A 17,277-nucleotide genomic window follows, 5' to 3' on the forward strand; every position below is an offset into this window, starting at 1 on the left:
TTTTTAAATGGAAAATGGCTGGCTGACTTTTTCAGCAGGCCCTACTTAACCGATGAAATTATGAAAGCGATTCACAATCAACGGATATGTTGTGGGGCTGTGTTGGTTTGCTTGCTTATCGTGGCTTGCAAAAAAGACAATCCGGCCGAACCGAATGAAAAAATGGGGGTTTTTGTTAAGACCGATGCCACCTACGGACAGGTACTGACCGATAGTGCCGGCATGGCGCTCTATTTCTTCGCCCGCGACGCCGATGGAAGTTCGGCATGTACAGGCAATTGCACCTCGATATGGCCTGCGTATTACAGCAGCCATGCTGCGGCCAGCGGAGCTGTAGAAAGCGATGATGTGGGTACCATTACCTTAGCCAACGGTGCTTTGCAATCCACGTACAAAGGGTGGCCGCTATATTATTATGCCAGTGACGGTGCGCCTGGTGACATCGGTGGTGATGGTATTGGTGGCAACTGGTTTGTCGCCAAGCCCGACTATTCGGTGATGGTGGTGCAGCACCAGCTAGTGGGCGCTGATGGTATCGCGTATACCGAAGACCTTGTACCGGGCGAAGGCCAGACACGGTACCTGGTTGATGCTTACGGGCGTACGCTGTATGGGTTTGTCCAGGACAGGTATAACATCAACAATTTTACGAATGCCGATTTTTCCAACAATGGTGTGTGGCCGATCTATGAAGCTGGGCCGGCATCCGTTCCATCGGTACTTGATCCCACCGATTTCGAGGGAATAAACGTGCATGGGCGCACGCAATTGACCTATAAAGGGTGGCCGCTTTATTATTTCGGTCAAGACGCCGCCCGTGGCGAAAACAAAGGGGTTAGTGTTCCGGCCGTCGGCATTTGGCCGGTGCTGAACGCCGATTCGCCGGAAGCCACGGCACCCTGATAGCTAACGATTTATTCTCTTATAAACACACATGATGATAACGATGGTACGCTGGAGAAAAATTCTATGGAGGGCACCGATGCTGGCACTGGTGCTCGGTTTTATGGCATGCGGGAAAGATGGGGCACCCACGCCCGACCCCGACCCGCCCGGAAATGGCGGCGGTGATGATGTGACGGCGGAGAACGTAACATACACCAATTTTGTGGGCGTCTTGCTCCAGTCGAAATGCAGCATGTGCCATGCGGGCTCGGGCGAAGGTACACCTTATTGGACTTTCTCGGGGTATAATTCGGTGAAAGATAACATCGATCGCATTAACGATGCTGTTATTGTGCGGCGGATCATGCCAAAAACAGGAAGTCTCTCCACCCGCGAGCGCGAATTGCTCAAAGCATGGATCGATAAGGGGGCACCGCAATGATAAAGGTATACGTTTGGTTTTTCGCAATGGTCCTGTGCTTCCGCGCGGAGGCGCAGGGCTTATTGATCGACAAGGCAAGCCGAATTTCGTTTTTTTCGGAAGCGCCCCTTGAGAATATCGCTGCGGTGACGGAAAAAGCGGCGTCGGCGCTCGATACCGGCAGCTGTGAAATCGCATTCAAGGTGACGATAAATACTTTTGCGTTCAAAAAACGGCTCATGCAGGAACATTTTAACGAGAATTACATGGAAAGCGACCGTTTTCCCCACGCCACCTTCAACGGTAAAATCCAAGAGCCTGTCGACTGGCACCGCGACGGTACGTATCTTGTTACGGTGGTGGGTACGCTGGATATACACGGCGTCGGAAAGCAGTACACGGTCCCCGCAACCATCACGGTAAGGGGGGAATCGATAATGGCTGTGGCCAAGTTCAATGTGCGCGTGGCCGACCACGATGTGAAAATACCCCGTATCGTTATCAAGAACATCGCCGAAGTGGTGGAAGTAGACGTCTCGGCAACATATAATAAGTAATACCGATTACGTATGAAGGCAGCACGATATATCACAAGTATGACCCTGTTTATAACAGCGGTAGCCATTTCTCGGCCGGTAGCGGCGCAGATCGACTTGGAGGCGGCCCTTGCGGATAGTACCGGCCATGCACGGGAAGCCGTGGAAGCCACATTCAAAACCACCCGCATTATTAATAGCCAGTCGCCCGAAACCATCCATAAGCGCGAGCTCGATTTCAAGGTAGACCACCGTTTTGGCGACATAGCCGGCGCGAACGGCGGTGCCAAGAACTTCTTCGGCTTGGATAATTCTACCGATATCAAAATCGGGTTTGAGTACGGGATAACGGACGATCTGAATGTCGGTATCGCTCGCGCCAAGGGTGCTACCCACGTAGCCCAGTTATACGAAGTGAACATGAAGTACAGAATGCTACGGCAAACGGTTGATGGCAAGGTGCCTTTCTCTATTGCGGGATACGGCAGCCTAACCATACCCGGTGTGCAAGCAGATGAGCAAAACGATGGTGAAGCTACATCCTATCGGCAATTTTCCGACCGCTTGAATTTCGTCGGCCAGCTGATTATTGCCCGGAAATTCGGCCCGGCCCTGTCGCTGGCCGTGCATCCCACGTATATCCGTAGGAATACCACGGCAGATTACGACGGTCAAGATAACCTGTTCGCGGTAGGGATTGGTGGACGGTTGAAGGTGAGCAGGCGTATGGCGCTGGTGATGGACTATTTCCTGCCGTTCCGATCACCGGCAAGCAAGGAACGGTATGCGGAAGCCACCACCGCGCTTTACAACCCCCTGGGCATAGGCTTGGAAGTCGAGACCGGTGGCCATGTGTTCAATCTTAATTTCACCAATGCCACGGCCATCCAGGAGATGCAATACATTCCGGAAACCACCTCTTCATGGACCAAAGGTCAGTTCCGATGGGGGTTTACGATCTCCAGGCGCTTTTCGTTGTAGCGGACGCCTGTTTCGTGTCGCTCACCGTTTTTTTGTTACCGCACGTATCACCGTATACATACTGATGCACACACCACCGAGGGCGAAAAGCGCTGTCCAGATAGGTGTTTCGGCCTCGCGCGATTGGTCTATGCGGTAGCCGATATACGTGAACACGCCGATGATGGCGAGCATCTGGAAGCCTACACCGCTGAAATAAGCATATTTACCCAGCGCTTTAGTCGGTAACCGCTTCCGTTTTTCCATAAGAAATCAGCTTGATATCAGCCGCGTGCTCGGGCAATGCCAAACTGCGGCTGGTGGTACACCGGCCATTGATGGAAGCCCCGTCTTCAACGATGAACCGCATAGCCTCAATGTCTCCTTGGATCAGTGCCGACTGGTTGAGCTGAAGGACTTCCTTGGCGGTAATCTGGCCCTGCACGGTACCCGATATCTCGCCCGAACAACAATGGATGTTGCCGGTAATGTCGCCGCTGTCACCGACCACCAATTTGGCAGTACATGAGACATTGCCCGTAATTCGCCCATCGATACGCAGGTCGCCCGTTGTGGTAACATCGCCCGCGATTTCGGTTCCATTGGCAATCAGGTTGAAGCTGCTGCTCCGTGTCTGGACTGGTTTTTCCGTTTTCTTACTAATGAACATATTGGTAACACTTAGGTAAATCAGATTTCCTCAAAAAGCGATGTAGTCCGTGGGGTTTACTGGATTGCCATTATACCACAACTCGAAATGGAGGTGCGGACCGGTTGTCAACGATCCCGTGTTCCCGGCAAACGCAATAACTTCTCCGCCACGCACAAAACTACCAATTTTTTTGATTATTGAAGCACAATGTTTATACTGTGACAGCAGGTTGTTCCCATGTTGCACAATAACAACATACCCGGTTTCGGGTGTGTAAGACGCAAAAACAACATGGCCGCTCAGGGTAGTACGTACAGGTTCGTTCTGCTTCACCGCAATGTCTACCGCGTAATGCTGCTCCTTGGTACTGAAATTTGAACTGATGATCCCTTTGATGGGGCTGTAAAACGTGTATGACGAAATCCCCGTCCGGGAGGGGCCCGGATTCTCCGGAAGGTCATAGGCCGCACCCGACTCCAGCAGTTCGCGCAATGCCAGCTCGTCTTCGGAGAGGCCGACGTCAGCGGCCCGAGATAGTGCTGCAGCCTCGCCCGCAGGGACCGCGCCGACTGTATCGGAAGGGGGATCACCCGCATCACCACTGATGATCCGCCGGATGTTATCCAAATATTGCTCGTGTGCGCGGGCAACCTGTTCCATCGAGTCGATCCGTGCATACGCTTCCAACAATGCGGAGCGTCCGTATTCGCCCAAGGAGGAGCCGATCACGTACTCGCGCAGGGGCGTAGAACGGATGAGTACGGCCGTTAGTATGACGACCACGACAGCAGCCGAAATGGTACCGCTGATCCAATACCATAGTTTACCCCGGAAAGCGGCTTTTTCCTCGAATGTTTCCTCATGGAGCACCACCACTTTGTAACGTGCATTGAGGATTTTGGAGAGCTTGTTTTTTTGTTTAGCCACGAGAACTCCTTTCTAAGCGGGTGTCTGACAAAATGGGAGAACGTATTTCAAGCGCAAATTGCAGTGCATCCATAAATACCCTTGAAAGTAAAGCAAATAATGAATAATTATAGGTAGATGAAAATAAATGATATTTTTGCATGTGCATTCCCAGCAAAGATATTCATTTTTGTGGCATTTGCCTGCTATTTCATGCATACGCGTTATAGCAGGGATGCTGGTGTATTGCGTAGTGGCCGGCTGTGCTGCGAATAGGGAAAAGGATAGGGCAGCCGAGTATGACATGATGGAAAACCTGACCGCCAAATTCAATATTGTCTATCACGGCCGTAAAATCATCGCCGACGTTACACGACAGAATTTTGAAGCCCACCACGAGGATTACCAACAGCTGCTACCGGTACTGATTGAACCTACCGAAGCGACATCGTCATCAAATACGCAGCTGATGGACTCCGTCATCGGCAAAGCGCTGAACATCATCAACCACAAGGGCAAAAGCAAGTATATCAATGAAGCTTACCTACTTACCGGGAAAGCAAATTACCTGAAGGGGAATTATTACAACGCAGTAGAGTTTTTTACCTATCTGGCCAATACGTTTGCCGATATGCCAGAATACCGTCAGGCCGCACTGGTATGGAAGGCGCGGTCTTTGATGCAATTGGGCAACCTCACCGATGCCGGTTCGGTGTTGGATACCGTTTTTGCCGGCTTGGAATCAGAAAAGAAATCAATGGGGCTTGCCTTTGCTACCCAAGCTAAATACTACCTCCTGGTGCACGATGAAGAATCGGCCATAACGATGCTTGAACAAGCCATAGAACACACCCGGCTTAAGCCGATTAAATTGCGGTGGCATTTCCTTTTGGGGCAACTGTTGCAGCAGAGCGGTCGTAAAGAAGAGGCTTACGGCCATTACAGTAGGGTTGTACGTAGCAATGCGCCGTATGAGATGTCATTTTATGCGGCACTGAACCGTGTGTTTTTGACCACTGGGGAAAATAGCACGGGCGAGCAACGGGTGAGGCTGTTGCGGCGTATGCTGCGCGACGGGAAGAATAAGGAATTCAGAGATCAGATTTATTACCAGATTGCAACGGTCTTTTATGAAGACGGTTATCTACCTGAAGCGTTGGCAAACTATGAGCTGGCCCTGCGGCAGGAGAGTAGCAATCGGTACCAGACCACGCTCACCTACCTGAAACTGGCCGACCATTATTTCGCTGCCACAGACTACCCCACGGCCAAGCTTTACTACGATAGTGTGGGGATGGTGCTGCCTGTTGATTTTCCCAATGCGGGGGAGGTACAGCGTAAAATCGCTAATCTGGATGAGCTCATCGCGCAGCTAACGGTTGTGGCGCACCAGGATAGCCTGCAATACCTAGCCCGGCTTGACGAGACTACGCGCAGAACTGAAATCGATAGCATATTAACCCGCAGTTGGCTGCAGTATCAAGCCAAAAAAGTTGAGCCGGCCAAACAGCGGGCGTCGCAAACGCAGCGTTTTTCGCCGTTTGACGATATGATGCCTGCTGCGGTATCGTATACGGATAACCGTTTTTATTTCAATAACCCGGATGCGATGGGTATGGGGCAGGCTGAATTCAGGCGGAGGTGGGGCAATCGCCAATTGAAAGATAATTGGAGGTTCAGCGATATGGCTGGTGCAAGTGTTATAAGCGGGGAGGCGGCAGGAACCGTTGACACGGAACATACCCCCACCGAGGAAGTGGCGGCCGTGGATAGCACGGCGTGGGTGAGTAACCTGAGGCAAACTTACTTGGATGAATTACCGGATACGGATGAGAAAATGGCCGCTTCCGACACGCTTATACACAATGCGTTGATACGGGTTGGAAATAGTTACCGCGACGAATTGCTGGACAATGAAGCCGCTATACGTACGTATGAGGAATTGCTGGAGCGGTATCCGTCCACCCCCGAGGCGCCGCTGTTGTATTACAACCTTTATCGCCTGTATAGCGGTATCGACGACGCCAAAGTGGCGCTGTATCGCCAGAAACTATTGGTCGATTTTCCCGATTCACGCTATAGCCACATCATTCGCGACCCGGCGTACCTGGCTAAACTGGAACAACAACAGCGGGTATTGGACCGGGCGTATGAGTCCGTATATACCTTGTACACCGAACAACAGTACCCGCAGGTGGTGGATGAGGTTACGCGCTTGCTCGACATCGGAGACGGGCGCCAACAGACATTGAGCCAGCTGGCCTACCTGCGGGCTCTGGCGTGGGGCCGTACCGCTGCGATCGATACATTCGAAAACGCATTGCGGCAGTTGGTTTCCGATTTCCCCGGCGATAGTTTAATTACGCCACTTGCAAACCAGCATTTGGAGTTTATAGAGACACACCGCGATACCCTGGCTACCCGCCAATACGCTTTACAAGCAATTGCCGGAGAACGCAAGCGGTTTGTTGACGAACCAACCATGACATTGTGGCCCCAGCTCGTAATAAGGCATGGCCCCGAGTCGCCTAGACCACGCCGCGAACTGACTGTGAATACCGCCGGACGAACCGGCTTGGGCGGCAGACCTAACCTCGGGAATGTACAGGGTATAGCAGGCCAGCAGTTGGCCAGAGTGGCCGAAGTCGGTGATCTCGGACCCAATGTCTACCGCGATTTGGAGCTGCTCCCGGATTCGGCAACTTACTATTTCGTAATCAACGTGATGAATGCCCGGGCCAATCTGGCCCCCTCCCGTTTCGGGATTGGGCAATTCAACCGCACCCGGTACGCCGGACAGGCAATCTCCCATCAAATGAAAGTCATAAACGATGAAAACCAGTTGGTTTACGTTGGCCCATTTGATAGCTATGATGATGTAAAGCAATATGAAACGCGGATTTTGCCACTGATTCCGGATATCATGAAGATACCGACAGACCTATATAATACCTTTGTGATCACGGCGACCAATTTTGGCACGTTATCTGATTTTGATAAAGTCGATGATTACCATGCCGTGTATCAAGAACAACTGGAACGGTAGCGCTTAACGCGTAAATTTTAAGTAGTAGAATGAATAGACAAAAGAAGAAGGATAAAAGCGAGCTAACGAAAGAAGAAACCAGCCGATATACCCGTATGTTCTGGAAGACACTTATCGGGGTTATTTTATTAGGCTTTCTATTTATTTTCTGCGTCGGTATCGGGCTGTTCGGCCAATTGCCGACATTCCGCGATTTAGAGAATCCCAAAAGCAACCTTGCGTCTGAGGTCATTTCCGACGATGGTAAGGTGCTAGGTACTTATTATGTGCAGAACCGTTCGAAAGTGACCTACGAGCAACTGTCGCCCAATTTGGTGCAAGCACTCATCTCCACGGAGGATAAGCGGTTTTACCGCCACTCGGGTATCGACTACCGCCGTACATTCACTATTATTTTTTATAACCTGGTCGGTAAGCGCCAAGGGGCGAGTACGATTACCCAGCAGCTGGCGCTCAACCTGTTCTCGGAAGGCCGTGCACGGAGTACGGGCAAACGTATCATCCAGAAATTCCAGGAGTGGATAACTGCCGTGCGCCTAGAACGGAATTATACCAAGGAGGAAATCATCACCATGTATTTCAATACCGTCGATTTCGGTGCATACAATACTTTCGGTATCAAATCGGCTGCGCGGACGTATTTCAATACCACACCGGATAAGCTAGACATTCCACAGGCAGCCATATTGGTAGGGATGCTTAAAGGTCCAGGTATGTACTCGCCCGTGCGTTACCCACAGCGGTCAATCCGGCGGCGGAATGCGGTGATTGAAAATATGCGAAAGTCAGGCTTCATCACTCGCGAAGAGTCGTTGGAACTGCAGAAAAAACCGTTGGTGCTCGATATGAGGATATCGGAGTATGGCGACGGCTTGGCGCCCTATTTTAGGGCAGTACTGAAGCGGGAAATCCAGCGCGAATTCAACGAACTGTCAATCACTAAGGCCGATGGAACACCATGGGACCTGGACCGGGATGGCCTGAAGATATACACCACAATCAATTCAAAGATGCAGCTGTATGCTGAAGAGGCCCAGCGTGAGTGGATGAAGACAGTGCAAGCCTCGTTTGATAGGCAATGGAAGAACCGCGATCCATTCAGGGGCGATAAGGCAAAGCTGCTTGAGACAGGCATGAAACGCTCAGATAGGTACCGGGTGCTGAAACAGGCGGGGCTCTCGGAAGCCGAAATAAAAAAGGATTTCGACACGCCGGTGCCCATGACGTTGTTTACATGGGATGGAGATAAAGATACGGTGATGACGCCGATGGACTCCATCCGTTATAATAAGCTGATACTGCGGAACTCCTTCATGTCCATGGAGCCGCACACCGGTTACGTGCGTGCTTGGGTGGGCGGTATCAATTTTGAGCATTATAAGTATGACCAGGTGAAAATGGGTACGAGGCAGGTTGGATCTACCGCTAAGCCATTTACCTATGCTGTAGCAATCGATAACGGCTACTCACCGTGCTTCAAAGTGCCTAATGAGCCGCTTACGATAGGTAGCGGCGCTTATGCGTGGACACCACGAGGTGAAAACAAGGCCGGCAGCCCCATTACCTTGCGTACGGCACTGGCCAATTCCCAGAACTTCGCAACGGCTTATATGATCAATGAGGTGGGGGCGAGGCCGGTAGCGGCACTTACCCAACGGATGGGTATTACTTCCGATGTGCCTGAATATCCATCTATTGCATTGGGTGCTTACGAGGCTTCGGTGTATGATATGGTAGGGGCTTACTCGGCATTTGTAAACCATGGCGTGTGGGTGGAGCCTACGTATATTCTTCGGATTGAGGATAAAAATGGCATGCCCATCTATGAAAAGGCGCCCCGCGTTACCAAGGTGCTGAATAGCGAAAGCGCCTACATTATGGTGGATATGCTTAAAAGTGTGGTGGCAAATGGTTCGGGTGGGCGTATACGCTGGCGTTACAACCTCACGAACCCAATCGGGGGTAAAACCGGTACGACGAATGACAACGCCGATGCTTGGTTCATCGGTATCACACCCGAACTGGTGAGTGGGGTGTGGACGGGTGCGGAAGACCGGGGTATCAGCTTCGCGTCTATGGCAGAAGGCCAAGGCGCACAAGCCGCATTACCCGTATTTGCACTGTATATGCAAAAAGTGTATGCCGATACCACATTGAATTATACGAAAGGGGATTTCCCATTGCCCGAAGGTGGCCTTACCCGTGAACTGGATTGCAGCAAATATCAGGAATTTGACCCGGTGGAAGAGCCGAGGCTGGATGACAGGCTTGGATTCTGATTAGAAAATGTGCTTATTTGAAGAAATGCTTGCAGCTTGGTGGCCGTAAGCAGGGTTGTTGATATGGCGAAGTTTGACTATCGTAAGGCGCTTGAACAGATACCGCACCGGCCGGGGGTATACCAATATTGGGACGCCGATGGCGAATTGATTTATATCGGCAAAGCGAAAGATCTTAAGAACCGCGTAAGTTCCTATTTCGTAAAAACCAGCCAATTGAATGGCAAAACGCGCGTGCTGGTACGTAAAATAGACCGGATTACCTTCACCATAGTAGATACCGAGATCGATGCATGGCTACTGGAAAATAGTCTGATCAAGAAACATCAGCCCCGCTATAATGTGATGCTGAAAGATGACAAGACCTATCCGTGGATTGTCATCAAAAACGAACCATTCCCACGTGTCTTCCCGACCCGGAAATACGTCAAAGATGGTTCGAAATATTTCGGGCCCTATGCTTCCGTAGGGATGATGCATGCCATCATGGATACAATCCGTGAGTTATATCCACTCCGTACATGTAATTTATCGCTCACACCGGAAAACATTGCCAGTGGTAAATTCCGGGTGTGCCTGGAGTACCAAATCGGCAATTGCAAGGGGCCGTGTGAAGGTTACCAGACCGAAGAAGATTACGAGCGCAACCTAAAGGACATCCGTGATATCCTTAATGGCAAGATCGGAGTGGTTATCCGGCGGCTGAAAGAGCAGCTGGATGCAGCAGTGGCAGAATTGAACTTTGAGTACGCACACCATTTGAAAACCAAACTTGATTTGCTGGATCGTTATCAGAGTAAATCAACAGTCGTCAACTCTTCCATTACAAATGTCGACGTGTTTAGCATTGCATTCGACCAGAAATACGCATTTGTCAATTACCTGAAGGTGATGAATGGTGTTATCATCCAGACACAGACCGTGGAGCTGAAAAAGAGACTTGACGAAAGCGAGGCCGAATTATTGAGTCTGGCCATCCCGGAAATACGTAGCCGGTTCAACAGTACCTCCAAGGAGATCATCGTTCCGTTTGAACTGGATGTCGATACCAAGGATCTACGGTTTACGGTACCCAAACAAGGCGAACGGAAAAAGCTGTTGGAACTCTCACTCAAAAACGCACTGTACTTCAAGAAGGAGCGGCTCAACCAATACGAGAAGCTGAATCCGGAATTGAAAACCGAACGTATCCTTACCCAGATGCAGAAAGACCTGCGCATGAATGTACTCCCTCGCCATATTGAGTGCTTCGACAACTCCAACTTCCAGGGAAAGTATCCGGTCTCTGCAATCGTGGTATTCAAAGACGCCAAACCGTCAAAAAAAGACTACCGCCATTTCAATGTGAAGACGGTCGAAGGGCCAAACGATTTTGCCACGATGGAAGAAGCCGTGCATCGTCGGTATCGTCGGTTGTTGGACGAGGGACAGACGCTGCCCCAGCTCATCATCATCGACGGTGGCAAGGGCCAGTTGTCGTCGGCATTGAAAAGCCTGAAGCTGCTTGGTATCGATAAACAAGTTACCGTGATCGGTATCGCCAAACGGCTGGAAGAACTGTATTACCCCGGCGACCAATACCCGATGTACCTCGATAAGAAGTCGGAAACGTTGCGGGTAATCCAGCACCTTCGCGACGAAGCCCATCGATTTGGTATTACGTTCCACCGCAAACAGCGTAGCCGCCATACGTTCCGGACGGAACTGGAAAATATCCCCGGTATCGGCAAGGTCTCCGCCGAGAAATTGCTCAAGGCGTTCAAGTCCGTAAAGAAGATACGGGAGGCGAGTACCGAGGAGCTTGCTACGGTTCTTTCCCGAAAACAAATCCAGGCCCTGAAGGCCTACTTTAGTCAGCCGGCAAATGCCAAGTGATTGCCGGGCTACCTGCTTAGCGCTGCTAACACCGCCTTACCATGGTTCACCAGTGCAGCAGTAGTCGAATCGGGTGCCGATTTGACATTGAACTTTGCCAGCTCATCATCCAGTGTTTTTAGTTTCGCAGTGTCCGATGCTACAAGTAATTTTTCGCGCAATATCCGGATCTTCTCAGCGTCTTGGATACCTTCCCGCATGCGCTCAAACCGGATTGAGCTCCGCCCATCGGGGTAGATCACATACGTATCGCCCGCGGGCCATGTGCGGAATCGCGAGTCAACCAATGGGTTTTCCGTCCATGAGTTGTATGACCAATGCAAATAGCCGTCCAGGCCCGTTGTGCGTGTGTACCAACCCATAAAGACAGCCTCCGATGGGTCGGAAAATGTGAAGACGTTTGGGAACTCATCGGCGCAGCATACGTAATAGGTGCTAATAAGTCCGTTTTCCTTTCTGAAAGCCAAGTCCTTTTCGTCAAAGTCGGCGTCGAACGCGATACAGATATCGTTCAGCATAGGGTATTGTTGGTAGCTTTTGTGGTTGTCGGCCAAGGCCACACCTAGCTCCGGAGCAACTTCCTCCAACAGTGTCAATGCGATTTTCATTTCTTCCGGAGAGCGCTCATCCATGGCGATGTTGGTGAACGAAAGCCAGCCTTGAGCATTCAGGTGATCGCGGAATGAGGTAAGAAAAGGTGTCCATAGCTCCGTGAATTCGGGGCTCCCGGGTTTTGCACTGACGTTGATGGTGTCCCCAGCTGCTTCGTCGATGTAGTGGATTTCATGGTTCCACGGAAGTAGCGAGTAGCAATTGATGAGCTTGTTTACGCCAAGATCGAACATGAAGTTTACCCAGCGGTCAAATACCGTGTAATCATATTCCCATTGGCCGTCTGCTTTCTTTGTCCAACGGATCATATCTTCATACGGATCGAAGCACTGGTTGTTCCAGGGGTCTTTATTCAGGTTGGCGGTGATAACTTTCTGGCCGGCATCGGCCAGCATTTGCATAGGTGCCTTAATCAATTCCCAATGCTGGTCAGACCATACTTTCACGCCATGTACACGCGCTACGGCCGACGGATGCTGCCATAGGTCTAAATGGAATGCCCATTCGCTTGCCGGCGGCAGGGTTTGCGGGAGCACCTCGATGGCAAGGTCGAGCTGCTTGGTTTCCTGGCCCTCGGCGTGCAGTTTTACGGTGCCTGTATATACACCGGGAGAGGCGCTCGACGGGATATCAAAGCTCAGCCAAACAGGAAGGGTGGTGCCGCCCGCCATGTCGAAACATGAGGTGTTATCCAGTACGTCGGCTGATAGTGATACCGGGAAATCCTCGGGCTTGCGGTGGCCGCAACCATCAGCAAAAGCATCCGTAAGGACATACCGTACGAAGCGTGCGGTGCCGATTGCACCATCCATGGTTGCGCCGTCTTCGGCGGTGAACGGGGAGAACTCGAATTCGATTTGATTTATCGGTTCGCCCGACCATAATACCAGTTGTGCCGATATGCGCTCCCCGCGCCAGCCGCTGCCCTGCCATTCGGTAGACTGGGGCAAATCGGGAATAGCGGACTTCGCGTAACGTTGGTCGATGGTCCCGAAAGCATAATTCAGGCCGTTTACGGCCGACCAGTCCACAACGGTGGTGTCGGGGTCGGCAGCTTCTGCGTAGGTTTCACATGATTTTGTTTGGCGAGACTGGTCGCAAGCTGCCATCAGGACTAAGCTGGATAGCAGTAGGATATACTTCTTGTTCATCCGGTTTACTCTATTTGGTGAATGGCTATGAGCCTAATCGTTGCCAATACTACGGAATGGACAGGGATTTTGCAACGCCTTAGCGCATGCAATCGATTGTGTAATTTTGAAGCGGTCAATCGTGCAAGGAAGCGATGGCCCGGGGTATTTCGGCTATGACCTGTGTTGCGGGTACCACGTCCAGGCCCCCGGCATGCAGTCGGTCTCCTGCCAGCCCATGCAGGTAGCATCCGAGGATTGCCGCCTCCCGTGGTGCATAGCCCTGTGCTAAAAGCGATACCAGTACACCCGTAAGTACATCCCCCATGCCGCCACTGGCCATCGCCGGATTACCCGTAGGGTTTATAGCCACATTGCCGTCGGGCAGCACGATAAAGGTGTATCTGTTTTTCAGAATAATAATTATTCCAAAGGCCACGGCTTTTTCTTTGGCGGTTTGTAGGCGATCCCACCAGTTGCTGTGTGTACCGAACAACCGGTCGAACTCTTTCATGTGGGGCGTAAGGATACTTAGTTTGGGTAACTTTTGGAGTAATCGGGGGTGCTGGCTGAGGAAAGTAAGCGCATCGGCATCGATGACAGGTGGTTTTGTTAGCCCGGTTAGTATCCGGTGCAAATCGATATCTGTTTGGCCAAGGCCAGGTCCGATAGCGACTGCATCCGTTTTTTCCAAACCAGTTGTTGGGGTGTCGTGCCGCGGCCAATACATGACTTCGGGGTAACATGCGTTCAAAGCTGTTAACCCTGCTTCAGGGATGCACGCTGAAGTGAGCCCGGCTCCGGCATATACACTCGCCCCGCATGCTAAGATTGCCGCCCCCATGGTCGGCTCGCTGCCTGCGATAACCAGAGCATGGCCATACGTGCCCTTGTGCGAAAACGGTTTTCTTCTTTTGTAAAAGTGCTGGGCGTCGGTGGCTTCCACCAGCAGGTAATTACCAGGTAAACTTTCAATGAAATCGTCGTCGAGCCCGATGTCTACCACTTGGAAGCGCTCCATCGCCCTGGCCGATTCGGGGAAGAAAAAACTGAGTTTAGGTCGGTGGAATGAAATAACATCGCCGGCGTAGACGGCATAGTCGCTGTCGGGCATCAGCCCGTCTGCTCGGAGGCCCGTTGGGATATCCACTGCCACCGTATTTCGATGGGCTTGGTTAATGTGCTGTGCCAGGTTCAGCCAGTCGCCCCCAAGCGGTTTGTTCAGCCCCGATCCCAGCAGTGCATCGACGATGACATCCTGTTGGATGGGGGGCAACTTGGCCGCTGGCAGGAGCTCGGCGATCGGTACGGGTGTGCCGCGCAACCTGGAGAGATTGCTGGTGAAATTTTCGCTTTCCTGCATACTGAACCGTGCAATCCATACGGTAATTCCATCGTACCCCTGCGCTTGTAGTATACGGGCAACGGCCAAGCCATCACCGCCGTTATTTCCCGTACCACAGCACACCAATATACTGGTGTTTTTATCCGGATAAAGCTGAATAAAGGTGGTTGCGAACGCCAACGATGTTTTTTCCATCAAATCGAGCGACGTAATATGCCCATACTCGATAGTGTGGCGGTCGGCGTCACGCGTCTGTGCAGCGGTCATGATTGTCTTCATTTTTACACGCTCTTCATGGGTTAAATATATAGTTTTATAGGTGTAATGTCAAGAACAGGTGCGGCTATGGCCGATTCAAGGAAATACATTAACTTTGTTATTTCATCGCATAACGCAGGAGAAATATGATTGTTAATGACCCTTTACAGTTGGCTCCGGCTATTACGGAAGCATTGGAAACTGTTTTCGATCCGGAGATACCCGTCAACATTGTTGAGCTGGGTTTGGTATATGAGCTTATCACCAAAGAAGGAGGTATAGCTAAAGTAGTGATGACGCTCACCGCACCCGGATGCCCGGTGGCTGGTGATATCATCGATGAAGTGCAGCGGAAGGTATCGGACGTGGAGGGTGTGCACCAGGCCCTGGTGGAGCTCACATTTGACCCAGCCTGGGATAAAAGCATGATGAGCGACGTAGCCCGTTTGGAGCTCGGCTTTATGTAATAGCTGCCCCCAGACCGTCCCCGAATCAGCACTTACTCGCCAAGTGAGTGGACGATTTGCGATCGGTACTCTATATCTTTTTCCTGAAACTCGATGGTTTTCTTGTACGTATCGAACGTGAAAAATACTTCCCCCGGAACAGCCGAGTCCGGAGCAAAAAAGAGCTTGAAGCTGTATGTAAAAGGCTTGTTGTAGTCTACCGCACTGCGGTTGGATGAGAATACCAACGGTTCAACCGGGGCGGCTTTCATTTGGGTTACATCGCCCACATTCCACAGCGTTGCCAATGCGGCCACGAAGCGGTCGCTTTCCGGGCCAGACCGGACAAAGCTGATGGCACCCGTCTTAAATCCCATTTCTTCATTAACGGAACCATCGTCGTTGACGCCGGCCTCAATCACCTTGTCCAATTCAATGTTGAATCCAACGGTGTCATTTTCATATAACCCGAGGGCGCGGTACGTGATGGATGTGTCCCCATCGACCCGGTCCGATATCCGCAAGGCCACGTACTTCGGCTGTGACGGATTGGTAACGATTTCAAACAGCGGTGCGGCGTCATTGGCATCCGGATTTTTGGACGCATTGCCACAGGAGGCGAGCAACGCCGCCCCGACCAATATGGTGAATACCTGTTTCATGATAATGTGTTTTTGTTGTCTACTTGTTTTTCCAGATCGCTTAATGTTTTCACCGGCTTCTTTTCCTGGACTCCTTTGCCGAATAGGGCGTTCCAGATATTGCGTGATTCTTTCGTGAGCAGGGGCGCAACGATCGATAATATGAGTACATATACGACCACAAACGATTGGATTACTGGCAACAGCTTGCCTGCTTTGCCAATATTGGCCATGATGATTGAAAATTCGCCCCGGGCAGCAAGGGTAAAGCCTATATCCACTGAGTTCCGTTTTTTCAACCCCGAGAAACGGGAAGCGAAATAGCCCGATGCGACGTTGCACACCACCGTTACCAATGCCGCTATGGAAGCCCATAATACCGAGCCGCCTAATGTTGTGGGATCAATGGAGAGACCGAAGCTGAAAAAAAACATCGCACCGAAGAAATCTTTGAAAGGGAGTACGAGCTGCTCGATACGCTTGATGTATTGTGAATCGGCGAGTACCAGACCTGCCATCAGTGCTCCTATAGCTTCCGCCACATGGATGGTTTCGGAAAAACCGGCAACGATGAATAAGAGTGCAAATATGACGAGCACGAACAACTCGGAAGTCTTGTCTTGCAGAACCCGGTCGATAACAGGTACGAATTTACGGCCGAGGATGAGGAAAGCGAGGATGAAACCTAAAGCGAGCAACGAGGTGCCGGCAACTGTCCAGAACGAGGTGCTGCCTGTTAATATCAATCCGGAAAGGAATGAGATATGCATGGCAATAAACAGGTCGTCAAACATGATCATGCCCATGATGACTTCCGTTTCGGGATTGGCAGTCCGCTTCAAGTCGGTCAATACCTTGGCTACGATCGCAGTTGATGAGCTGGTCATGATACCGCAGAGTACCATGGTTTCTTTAAAGGGTAACCCCATCAGCCAACCGATCAGTAAGCCGGAACAGAAATTGAGCGCCACATAAAACGTGCCTCCCGTGATGATGGATTTACCCGATTTGATGAGCCTCCCTACTGAAAACTCGAGCCCGAGATAAAACAGCAGGAAAAGTACCCCCAGGCGGCCCATGAAGTCGATATATGGCTTACTTTCTGTAAAAGTAAGGTCGATAGTGCCAAAGGTGGGCGCGTGCTCGCCGAGCACCATCCCAATGAGGATGAAAAAGGGGATGACTGAAAACCTGAGCTTATTGGAAATCAATCCAACAAGCGCTACTAAACCTACGGCAATACCGATTTCAAATATCAGGGTATGTGACGTCATCCGCTTCTTTT

The 17,277-nt window shown here is 51.1% G+C and carries 15 protein-coding genes; 8 read left to right on the forward strand and 7 right to left on the reverse strand.

Translation table 11 applies throughout. The features are described from left to right. From NGM62_RS15270 to NGM62_RS15285, 4 genes are all read left to right on the forward strand, one after another. Nucleotides 1-903: hypothetical protein (locus NGM62_RS15270; protein WP_262249125.1), on the forward strand; the 903-nt coding region annotated here is incomplete at its 5' end. A gap of 31 nt (nucleotides 904-934) precedes the next feature. Further along, nucleotides 935-1,327, forward strand: coding sequence for a hypothetical protein (locus tag NGM62_RS15275; protein WP_262249126.1), 393 nt, complete (start codon nucleotides 935-937; stop codon nucleotides 1,325-1,327). Then, complete coding sequence (locus NGM62_RS15280) at nucleotides 1,324-1,863, forward strand: YceI family protein (protein ID WP_262249127.1); 540 nt, start codon at nucleotides 1,324-1,326, stop codon at nucleotides 1,861-1,863. The genes NGM62_RS15275 and NGM62_RS15280 overlap by 4 nt, the downstream gene beginning before the upstream one ends. A 12-nt stretch (nucleotides 1,864-1,875) precedes the next feature. After that, on the forward strand, nucleotides 1,876-2,823 hold the full coding sequence (locus NGM62_RS15285; protein ID WP_262249128.1) for a DUF5777 family beta-barrel protein: 948 nt from the start codon (nucleotides 1,876-1,878) through the stop codon (nucleotides 2,821-2,823). Between the two features lie 21 nt (nucleotides 2,824-2,844). Here the strand turns inward: NGM62_RS15285 and NGM62_RS15290 are convergent, their stop codons facing one another. From NGM62_RS15290 to NGM62_RS15300, 3 genes are read right to left on the reverse strand one after another with little or no spacing between them, the layout of a single operon-like run. Then, entirely contained in the window at nucleotides 2,845-3,069 is a 225-nt protein-coding gene (locus NGM62_RS15290; protein WP_262249129.1) for an AtpZ/AtpI family protein, read from the reverse strand. Beyond that, nucleotides 3,041-3,472: a bactofilin family protein gene (locus tag NGM62_RS15295; protein WP_262249130.1), complete on the reverse strand. Its 432-nt coding sequence runs from the start codon at nucleotides 3,470-3,472 to the stop codon at nucleotides 3,041-3,043. Before NGM62_RS15295 ends, NGM62_RS15290 begins: the two co-directional genes overlap by 29 nt. Nucleotides 3,473-3,502: 30 nt before the next feature. Further along, nucleotides 3,503-4,381, reverse strand: a complete 879-nt coding sequence (locus NGM62_RS15300; protein ID WP_262249131.1) for a M23 family metallopeptidase — start codon at nucleotides 4,379-4,381, stop codon at nucleotides 3,503-3,505. A 214-nt stretch (nucleotides 4,382-4,595) separates the two neighbouring features. Between NGM62_RS15300 and porW the strand changes: the two genes are divergently transcribed. The 3 genes from porW (at nucleotide 4,596) to uvrC (ending at nucleotide 11,560) form a co-directional block, all read left to right on the forward strand. Next, nucleotides 4,596-7,406: a type IX secretion system periplasmic lipoprotein PorW/SprE gene (gene porW / locus NGM62_RS15305; protein ID WP_262249132.1), complete on the forward strand. Its 2,811-nt coding sequence runs from the start codon at nucleotides 4,596-4,598 to the stop codon at nucleotides 7,404-7,406. A gap of 29 nt (nucleotides 7,407-7,435) precedes the next feature. Continuing rightward, complete coding sequence (locus NGM62_RS15310) at nucleotides 7,436-9,685, forward strand: penicillin-binding protein 1A (RefSeq protein ID WP_262249133.1); 2,250 nt, start codon at nucleotides 7,436-7,438, stop codon at nucleotides 9,683-9,685. Nucleotides 9,686-9,748: 63 nt separating this feature from the next. After that, nucleotides 9,749-11,560, forward strand: coding sequence for an excinuclease ABC subunit UvrC (gene uvrC / locus NGM62_RS15315; protein ID WP_262249134.1), 1,812 nt, complete (start codon nucleotides 9,749-9,751; stop codon nucleotides 11,558-11,560). A gap of 8 nt (nucleotides 11,561-11,568) precedes the next feature. Here the strand turns inward: uvrC and NGM62_RS15320 are convergent, their stop codons facing one another. Continuing rightward, nucleotides 11,569-13,323, reverse strand: a complete 1,755-nt coding sequence (locus tag NGM62_RS15320; RefSeq protein ID WP_262249135.1) for a DUF4091 domain-containing protein — start codon at nucleotides 13,321-13,323, stop codon at nucleotides 11,569-11,571. Between the two features lie 115 nt (nucleotides 13,324-13,438). Next, complete coding sequence (locus tag NGM62_RS15325) at nucleotides 13,439-14,926, reverse strand: NAD(P)H-hydrate dehydratase (protein WP_262249136.1); 1,488 nt, start codon at nucleotides 14,924-14,926, stop codon at nucleotides 13,439-13,441. Between the two features lie 125 nt (nucleotides 14,927-15,051). On the opposite strand from NGM62_RS15325, the gene NGM62_RS15330 reads away from it, so the two are divergent. Next, nucleotides 15,052-15,372 (forward strand): iron-sulfur cluster assembly protein, encoded by a 321-nt coding sequence (locus NGM62_RS15330; protein ID WP_262249137.1) that lies wholly within the window; start codon nucleotides 15,052-15,054, stop codon nucleotides 15,370-15,372. A gap of 32 nt (nucleotides 15,373-15,404) precedes the next feature. Here NGM62_RS15330 and NGM62_RS15335 read toward each other — a convergent pair whose 3' ends face one another. Then, nucleotides 15,405-16,013 carry a hypothetical protein gene (locus NGM62_RS15335; RefSeq protein ID WP_262249138.1) on the reverse strand — a complete coding sequence of 203 codons (609 nt, stop codon included), beginning with the start codon at nucleotides 16,011-16,013 and terminating at the stop codon, nucleotides 15,405-15,407. Beyond that, the gene (locus NGM62_RS15340) at nucleotides 16,010-17,266 is read right to left on the reverse strand and encodes a cation:proton antiporter (protein ID WP_262249139.1); all 1,257 of its coding nucleotides are present in this window, start codon (nucleotides 17,264-17,266) and stop codon (nucleotides 16,010-16,012) included. Before NGM62_RS15340 ends, NGM62_RS15335 begins: the two co-directional genes overlap by 4 nt. Nucleotides 17,267-17,277: the final 11 nt, after the last annotated feature.

The sequence above is a fragment of the Parapedobacter soli genome, assembly GCF_025460835.1.
Taxonomy (GTDB): domain Bacteria; phylum Bacteroidota; class Bacteroidia; order Sphingobacteriales; family Sphingobacteriaceae; genus Parapedobacter; species Parapedobacter soli.

Excerpts from the sequence above, each read along its gene's own strand:
- NGM62_RS15330 (WP_262249137.1), top strand. The coding sequence starts at position 15,052 with ATGATTGTTAATGACCCTTTACAGTTGGCTCCGGCTATTACGGAAGCA.
- NGM62_RS15285 (WP_262249128.1), top strand. The coding sequence starts at position 1,876 with ATGAAGGCAGCACGATATATCACAAGTATGACCCTGTTTATAACAGCG.
- NGM62_RS15280 (WP_262249127.1), top strand. The coding sequence starts at position 1,324 with ATGATAAAGGTATACGTTTGGTTTTTCGCAATGGTCCTGTGCTTCCGC.
- porW (WP_262249132.1), top strand. The coding sequence starts at position 4,596 with ATGCTGGTGTATTGCGTAGTGGCCGGCTGTGCTGCGAATAGGGAAAAG.
- NGM62_RS15335 (WP_262249138.1), bottom strand. The coding sequence starts at position 16,013 with ATGAAACAGGTATTCACCATATTGGTCGGGGCGGCGTTGCTCGCCTCC.
- NGM62_RS15295 (WP_262249130.1), bottom strand. The coding sequence starts at position 3,472 with ATGTTCATTAGTAAGAAAACGGAAAAACCAGTCCAGACACGGAGCAGC.
- NGM62_RS15320 (WP_262249135.1), bottom strand. The coding sequence starts at position 13,323 with ATGAACAAGAAGTATATCCTACTGCTATCCAGCTTAGTCCTGATGGCA.
- NGM62_RS15310 (WP_262249133.1), top strand. The coding sequence starts at position 7,436 with ATGAATAGACAAAAGAAGAAGGATAAAAGCGAGCTAACGAAAGAAGAA.
- NGM62_RS15340 (WP_262249139.1), bottom strand. The coding sequence starts at position 17,266 with ATGACGTCACATACCCTGATATTTGAAATCGGTATTGCCGTAGGTTTA.
- uvrC (WP_262249134.1), top strand. The coding sequence starts at position 9,749 with ATGGCGAAGTTTGACTATCGTAAGGCGCTTGAACAGATACCGCACCGG.
- NGM62_RS15290 (WP_262249129.1), bottom strand. The coding sequence starts at position 3,069 with ATGGAAAAACGGAAGCGGTTACCGACTAAAGCGCTGGGTAAATATGCT.
- NGM62_RS15275 (WP_262249126.1), top strand. The coding sequence starts at position 935 with ATGATGATAACGATGGTACGCTGGAGAAAAATTCTATGGAGGGCACCG.
- NGM62_RS15325 (WP_262249136.1), bottom strand. The coding sequence starts at position 14,926 with ATGAAGACAATCATGACCGCTGCACAGACGCGTGACGCCGACCGCCAC.